The 7190-nt window shown below is 44.6% G+C and carries 7 protein-coding genes; 1 reads left to right on the top strand and 6 read right to left on the bottom strand.

Translation table 11 applies throughout. From position 1 onward, the window contains the following. The 6 genes from JHD44_RS18450 to leuC form a co-directional block, all read right to left on the bottom strand. On the bottom strand, positions 1-330 hold a 330-nt coding region (locus tag JHD44_RS18450), incomplete at its 3' end, for an SLATT domain-containing protein (RefSeq protein WP_199464193.1). Positions 331-350: 20 nt separating this feature from the next. After that, positions 351-1736, bottom strand: a complete 1386-nt coding sequence (locus JHD44_RS18445) for a B12-binding domain-containing radical SAM protein (RefSeq protein ID WP_233402325.1) — start codon at positions 1734-1736, stop codon at positions 351-353. Positions 1737-1827: 91 nt separating this feature from the next. Then, on the bottom strand, positions 1828-2946 hold the full coding sequence (asd, locus tag JHD44_RS18440) for an aspartate-semialdehyde dehydrogenase (RefSeq protein ID WP_199464192.1): 1119 nt from the start codon (positions 2944-2946) through the stop codon (positions 1828-1830). 75 nt (positions 2947-3021) lie between these two features. Further along, a complete protein-coding gene (leuB, locus tag JHD44_RS18435; protein ID WP_199464191.1) occupies positions 3022-4101 on the bottom strand; it encodes a 3-isopropylmalate dehydrogenase in 1080 nt (359 codons plus the stop codon). A 9-nt stretch (positions 4102-4110) separates the two neighbouring features. Continuing rightward, on the bottom strand, positions 4111-4761 hold the full coding sequence (gene leuD / locus JHD44_RS18430) for a 3-isopropylmalate dehydratase small subunit (protein WP_199464190.1): 651 nt from the start codon (positions 4759-4761) through the stop codon (positions 4111-4113). Positions 4762-4770: 9 nt separating this feature from the next. Then, on the bottom strand, positions 4771-6198 hold the full coding sequence (gene leuC, locus JHD44_RS18425) for a 3-isopropylmalate dehydratase large subunit (protein ID WP_199464189.1): 1428 nt from the start codon (positions 6196-6198) through the stop codon (positions 4771-4773). Between the two features lie 93 nt (positions 6199-6291). On the opposite strand from leuC, the gene JHD44_RS18420 reads away from it, so the two are divergent. Then, positions 6292-7173, top strand: a complete 882-nt coding sequence (locus tag JHD44_RS18420; protein WP_199464188.1) for a LysR family transcriptional regulator — start codon at positions 6292-6294, stop codon at positions 7171-7173. The last annotated feature ends 17 nt before the right edge of the window (positions 7174-7190 follow it).

Here is a 7190-nt window from a genome sequence, read left to right as displayed (position 1 = left end):
TCGAAGCAACCTACTTATTTCAAGTCCACACAGATGATAATCGGAAGACCTTACGCCAAAATCCCCAATACCTAACAATAATGAATAAGTAAGGATTAACACTGAAAATATTATTTGCATGACGGACACATACTCTGAATCAAGCAATATTTTCATGTCAGATAATGTAAATAAAGACGAGATAATTAATCCAATAGCAAGTAATGATAGAGTGCATTGAGATAAAAGACCATGAATCTTCAACCTAGTAGCAGCTCGATATCTTGATTTAGCTGTTATATCTAAAAGCCTATACAACTCATCAAATTTATTTTCTTTTTGCTGATCCATAAAAGCAAATCACTTTCCTGTTAAATATAAAATGGCAACTTTTCTTTATCTGAACACATAACATCTTTTTTAAAATCATCAAAATTATAATTACGAGGATAGTAGGAAAAAGATTTCAGATAAAAATAATCATCCATAACCATATACTTTTTACTGATCTTAATAGATATTTCTTCTGCGTCATCCGAAGAGATCTTCGCACTTGGATGTATATGCCCTATTCCTTTTTGATAGAGTTCTTCCTGAGAAACTAAAGATGCACCCAACTTTTCTAAATTTTCAACAAAGTCTTTTGAAGCAGTTGGTGCTCCAAATACTACAACAGGACCAACAGAAATACCTTTTATACAATCTGCATGCTCATCAAGCCATGCAATTGTTTCATCAATTGTTTTTTCAGTTTCACCTGCATACAAAAGATAATTCAACTTAACATAGACATTATTATCTCTACATGCCTTCAATAGCTCAGATGCAGAGCGCAGATATTTATCCGGATCATTAGATTTTTTCATATTAATAATTTGTTGAGGAGATGCACTTTCAAGACCTAAATCTATAGCCTTCATCCCACCTAACGCTAAATATTTTATTGATTCAGGCTTTAATGCATCGACACGCGACTCACAACGCCATTGAATTATTTTTTCATGCTTAGCTACCGCACTAGCCAAATTTTCAGACCACTTTTTATTAGGTGCAAAAAAAGAAGATTGTAAGTATGGTCTAATCGAGAAGTCATTATATTGCAATGCAACCTTTTGAAGTTGATCTGCAACATGAATTGCGGGCTTCAATTTAGTTAAAGGGATACTTCTTTCTTCACAAAAGTCACACCCCATACCACAACCTCTGGAGACCTCAATATTTGGCTGGAAAAGTTCATATTTATCTACGATCTGATGATTCAGGACTTCAGGAGGTAAAACCTGATTGCTATTTATACTAATGCGTTTGTGATTATTAGACTCAGCTAAGTTTAATATTTTATCTTCACCAAGCCCTCCTTCAACTCTATCGACAAAAGGCAATCGTTGCTTTATCCATAACGGATCAGAACCAATAGCCCATCTTCCCCCAAGAATTATGGTTTTAGTAGGGTAAATATTTTTGACTAATTTAGTAAATTCCTGAGTCCATTCAAGAGCATATAAACTTTGCATTGATATCATCAGAGGATATTTGGAGTAAAATACACCAAATTGATTTAGCATATCCACGAAGCTAATAGGATGTTCGTGTCCTCCATGGAACAATTTTACTGAATATCCCCTTTCTTCCAATAAAGTAGCTAATGTTAAAGCACCATAGTTTAAATATTGCTGCCTTCTGGCTAAATAGTTATCCCTTTTTTTAGGTTTAAGCATTCCAGATGAAACAAACACAACCGTTTCATTAAAGTTCAAAATTCCGTCCTTAGTTTCGTTACTTAATATGCAAAAAAACCCGCTACCTTCCAGCAGCGGGTCTTTCTAACTCAATCCAACAAAAGGCCAATTAGCCTTCAATCAAAATACGCAACATACGACGTAGTGGCTCTGCTGCACCCCATAGTAGTTGGTCACCCACTGAGAAAGCGCTGATGTATTCAGGGCCCATGTTCAGTTTACGGATACGACCCACTGGGATGTTTAGAGTACCAGTCGTCACTGTAGGCGTTAGACGCTCCATAGTGGCTTGTTTGTCGTTTGGTACCACATCCACCCATTGGTTGTGCTCAGCAAGCATGCCTTCGATGTCCGCTACTGGGATATCTTTGTTTAGCTTGATGGTGTACGCCTGGCTGTGACAACGCATCGCACCGATACGTACACATAGGCCGTCCACTGGGATTGGCTTGCCGTCGATGCCTAGGATCTTGTTACACTCTGCTTGTGCTTTCCACTCTTCACGGCTTTGGCCGTTATCAAGTTGGCTGTCGATGTAAGGAATCAAAGAGCCTGCTAGTGGTACGCCGAATTGATCAGTCGGAAGTGTACCAGAGCGCATTTTCTCTGCGACTTTACGGTCGATGTCTAGGATCGCACTCGCTGGGTCAGCAAGCTCGTTTGCCACTTCTGCGTTAAGCAGACCGAATTGGTTTAGTAGCTCGCGCATGTGACGTGCACCGCCACCAGACGCTGCTTGGTATGTCATGGATGTCATCCACTCGATGTGGCCTTTTTCGAAAAGACCGCCAAGAGCAAGAAGCATCAAAGAGACAGTACAGTTACCACCTACAAAGGTTTTCACGCCATCTTTAAGACCTTGCTTGATCACGTGTTGGTTAACTGGATCAAGAACGATGATTGCGTCTTTGTCCATACGTAGCGAAGACGCTGCGTCGATCCAGTAACCTTTCCAACCTGCCTCACGTAACTGTGGGTAGACCGCTTTAGTGTAGTCACCACCTTGACACGTAATAATGACATCCATCTTTTTCAATGACTCAATATCCATTGCGTCTTGTAGAAGTGGAATATCCTTACCGATATCTGGGCCTGCTTGACCCGTTTGGGACGTAGAGAAGAACACTGGATCAATATGATCGAAGTCGTTCTCATCACGCATACGCTTCATCAGCACAGAACCAACCATTCCGCGCCAGCCGACTAAACCTACAGTTTGTTTTGACATGTTTTTTTACCTTTTTTAGTGTGGGCCTACTCATACCAAGAGCAGTATCCCGAGTTAATGCTTAAATTTTATGAATTAAGCTTTCAAAGCAGCCAGTACGGCATCACCCATTTGTGAGGTACTGACTGTTTCGCTTCCTTGTGAAGCGATATCTGCTGTACGAAGACCTTGGTCAAGCACTGTACTGACCGCTGCTTCGATCGTATCTGCTGCGTCTTTCGCATCTAGCGAGTAGCGCAACATCATAGCAACAGAAAGGATGGTCGCCAATGGGTTTGCAATGCCTTTGCCTGCAATATCTGGCGCCGAACCATGACATGGCTCGTACATACCACGACCTTCTGCGTTTAGAGATGCAGACGGTAGCATACCGATAGAGCCTGTCAACATGGCTGCCGCATCTGACAAAATATCTCCGAACATGTTGCCGGTTACCATGACGTCAAATTGCTTCGGTGCACGAACAAGCTGCATCGCTGCGTTGTCCACTAGCATGTGTGACAATTCAACATCTGGGTACTCTTTCGCTACTTCTTCCATGACTTCTTTCCATAGAACGGTCACTTCAAGTACGTTTGATTTGTCGATAGAACATACGCGTTTGCCACGCTGACGCGCTGCTTCAAAGGCAGAACGGGCGATACGGCGGATTTCAGACTCGCTGTACACGTAAGTGTTGAAACCTTCGCGCTCGCCATTTTCTAGCGTACGGATACCACGTGGCTGGCCGAAGTAGATACCACCAGTTAGCTCACGTACGATTAGGATGTCTAGACCGGCAACGATTTCAGGCTTTAAGCTGGAAGCGTCTGCCAGTTGTGGGTATAGAATCGCTGGGCGCAAATTGGCAAATAGCTCTAGGTTAGAACGTAGACCTAGTAGACCTTTTTCTGGACGAACAGACATATCTAGACCGTCCCACTTAGGACCACCTACTGCGCCTAGAAGGATCGCATCCGCAGCTTTCGCTTTGTCTAGGGTGACTTCTGGAAGTGGAGAACCTGTTTCGTCGTAAGCAGAACCACCAACCAACGCAGACTCGTGCTCGATGTCTAGGTTGAATTTAGCGTTGACTGCGTCAAGGACGCGCACTGCTTGTTCTACGATCTCTGGACCAATGCCGTCACCCGGCAATACTAATACTTTCTTAGACATGTTCTTTCCTTACAATGAGCGCGCTTCGAATAACCAAGGCGCTGTTTTAATTCGTTGTTCTTCGTAAGCGTTGATCGCGTCTGACTCTTGTAGCGTCAAACCGATGTCATCTAGGCCGTTTAGTAGGCAGTGCTTACGGAAAGCATCCACTTCGAAGCTGAACTCTGCACCCGATGGTGAGATAACTTTTTGTGCTTCTAGGTCAACAGTTAGTTCATAACCTTCTGTGGCTTCTACTTCTTTGAAAAGCTGATCCACTTCTTCTTCTGTTAGAACGATCGGTAGTAGACCGTTTTTAAAACAGTTATTAAAGAAGATATCCGCAAAACTTGGCGCGATCACGGAACGGAAACCGTAATCGTCTAAGGCCCAAGGCGCGTGCTCACGGCTTGAACCACAACCGAAGTTTTTACGTGCCAACAAGATGCTGCTACCTTGGTAACGCGCTTGGTTTAACACGAAGTCTTCACGTAGTGGACGGCCAGTGCAATCTTGGTCTGGCTGACCTTCGTCTTGGTAACGTAGTTCGTCAAAAAGGTTTTTACCAAAACCTGTACGCTTGATCGATTTCAAGAACTGCTTTGGAATGATCATATCCGTATCGACGTTGGCCAAGTCTAATGGCGCTGCGATACCTGTGTGTTTTGTAAATGGACGCATCGCTAACTCCTACTGTGTAACCAAATCGTTTACGTCAACAAAGTGACCGGCAATCGCTGCGGCTGCCGCCATCGCTGGGCTAACCAAGTGCGTACGACCGCCAAAACCTTGGCGACCTTCAAAGTTACGGTTCGACGTCGAAGCACAGTGCTCGCCTTGACCTAACTTGTCAGCATTCATGGCCAGACACATTGAACAACCTGGCTCACGCCACTCAAGACCCGCCGCAGTGAAGATTTCGTGTAGACCTTCTTCTTCGGCTTGCGCTTTGACTAGACCAGAACCTGGTACCACGATCGCTTGTTTCAACGTAGCAGCTACTTTGCGGCCTTTAACGACTTCTGCCGCTGCACGTAAGTCTTCAATACGAGAGTTGGTACAAGAGCCGATGAATACGCGGTCTAGCGTAACGTCAGCAAGGGTCTTCTTGCCTTCTAGGCCCATGTATTTCCATGCACGAGCGTAACCTTCGCGTGTTACAGGATCAGTTTGATCTTCTGGGCGCGGAATGTCTTGGTCGATGGCAATCACCATCTCTGGCGACGTACCCCAAGTAACTTGCGGTTTGATGTCTGCGCCATTTAGCACAACGACTTCGTCAAACTGAGCGTCCGCATCCGAAACAAGGTCAGACCATGCTTCCACCGCCATGTTCCAATGATCACCTTTTGGTGCGTAAGGGCGGTTAGCAACGTAATCAATGGTTGTTTGGTCAACCGCGATCAAGCCCACGCGTGCGCCTGCTTCGATGGCCATGTTACAAACGGTCATACGACCTTCCATTGATAGAGACTGGATCGCTTCACCACCGAATTCGATGGCAAAGCCGGTGCCGCCCGCTGTACCGATTTTACCGATGATCGCTAGCACCACGTCTTTTGCTGTCACGTATGGCGATAATTGACCGTCTACGCGCACTAGCATGTTCTTCATTTTCTTTTGTACTAGACACTGAGTCGCAAGTACGTGTTCCACTTCTGACGTACCGATACCGTGTGCTAGTGCACCGAACGCACCGTGAGTAGAAGTGTGCGAGTCACCACATACAACGGTCATACCTGGTAGCGTTGCGCCCTGCTCCGGCCCAACTACGTGAACGATACCTTGGCGGATATCGGTCATTTTAAATTCTGTGATGCCGAATTCATCACAGTTATCATCCAATGTTGTGACTTGGATTTTTGATACTGGATCGGCGATACCGTTGACACCGCTCTTACGCTCTTCAACGGTTGTTGGCACGTTGTGATCCGGTGTCGCAATGCTTGACGTCAAACGCCATGGCTTACGGCCATGCATACGTAGACCTTCAAACGCCTGTGGAGACGTTACTTCGTGTAGTAGTTGTAAGTCGATGTAGATTAAGGCACTACCATCGTCGCGCTGTTGAACAAGGTGGCTGTCCCACAACTTGTCATAAAGTGTTTTACCTGCCATTGCTTTCTCTCCTACATAAGCATTGCTTTATAGTACTGGGTGAACTTAAATTACTCCAATTCATATTTTTCATGTTTTGGATAATTTTTTGGAATGATGGACATTTTAGAGCTATTAACCTTTATCAAAGTCGCCGAGACGCAATCATTCTCTGAGGCTGCGGATGCGTTATACATTACGCAACCCGCGGTCAGCAAACGCATTGCAGCCCTAGAAATGCACCTTAACGTCAAGCTATTTGATCGTGTAGGTCGCAAAGTACATTTAACTGAAGCGGGCCAGCGGTTACTGCCAAAAGCGAAAAAAGTAGCTGAAGACGTGAATGACATCAAACGCAGCATGTCATTGCAAATGGATGATGTGTCTGGGGAGCTTTTGATTGCCACGAGTCATCATATAGGGTTGCACCGATTACCTAAGCCCTTAAAATCCTTTCAACAAACCTATCCGTTGGCAGAAATTCATATTGATTTCACCCAATCGGAAGATGCACACAAACAAGTTTTAAAAGGCGATGCCGAGCTGGGCATTATAACGTTGTCTGCTCACTCTGAAGCCATGCTTAATACCATCCCTATTTGGTCAGACCCATTGAAGTGTGTGGTAAGCCTCGATCACCCATTAGCATATATGACTGATGTGGACGTGGTTGAGCTTTCAAAATACCCTTGCGTCCTCCCCCACGATAATACCTTTACACGTCAGATCGCCGAGAAGGTCTTCGCGGTGAATGGTGTTCGCCCACAGGTAAAAATGAACACCAACAATCTAGAAACACTGGCGATGCTAGCCAGTATCGGTTGGGGATGGTCATTGGTACCTTCCACTATGGTCAATGAGCAGTTAGTCGTGGTGAATTTGCCTGCTTTAAACGTGGAGCGTAAATTAGGGGTTATTCATCATAAACAGCGTACACTGAGTCGTGCCGCATCGGCGTTTATTGAATTACTACAAGAATCCGGCAATGAAACCTGATATACACGTTTAAATCA

The sequence above is a fragment of the Marinomonas ostreistagni genome, assembly GCF_016461785.1.
In the GTDB taxonomy this organism is placed as follows: Bacteria; Pseudomonadota; Gammaproteobacteria; order Pseudomonadales; family Marinomonadaceae; genus Marinomonas; species Marinomonas ostreistagni_A.
The sequence above is the reverse complement of the archived record's forward strand: the minus strand, read 5'-3'. Positions and strand labels throughout refer to the sequence as shown.

Bases quoted from the DNA above. Each gene is read 5' to 3' on its own strand.
- leuC (WP_199464189.1), bottom strand. From the start codon at position 6,198: ATGGCAGGTAAAACACTTTATGACAAGTTGTGGGACAGCCACCTTGTT.
- leuB (WP_199464191.1), bottom strand. From the start codon at position 4,101: ATGTCTAAGAAAGTATTAGTATTGCCGGGTGACGGCATTGGTCCAGAG.
- leuD (WP_199464190.1), bottom strand. From the start codon at position 4,761: ATGCGTCCATTTACAAAACACACAGGTATCGCAGCGCCATTAGACTTG.
- JHD44_RS18420 (WP_199464188.1), top strand. From the start codon at position 6,292: ATGATGGACATTTTAGAGCTATTAACCTTTATCAAAGTCGCCGAGACG.
- asd (WP_199464192.1), bottom strand. From the start codon at position 2,946: ATGTCAAAACAAACTGTAGGTTTAGTCGGCTGGCGCGGAATGGTTGGT.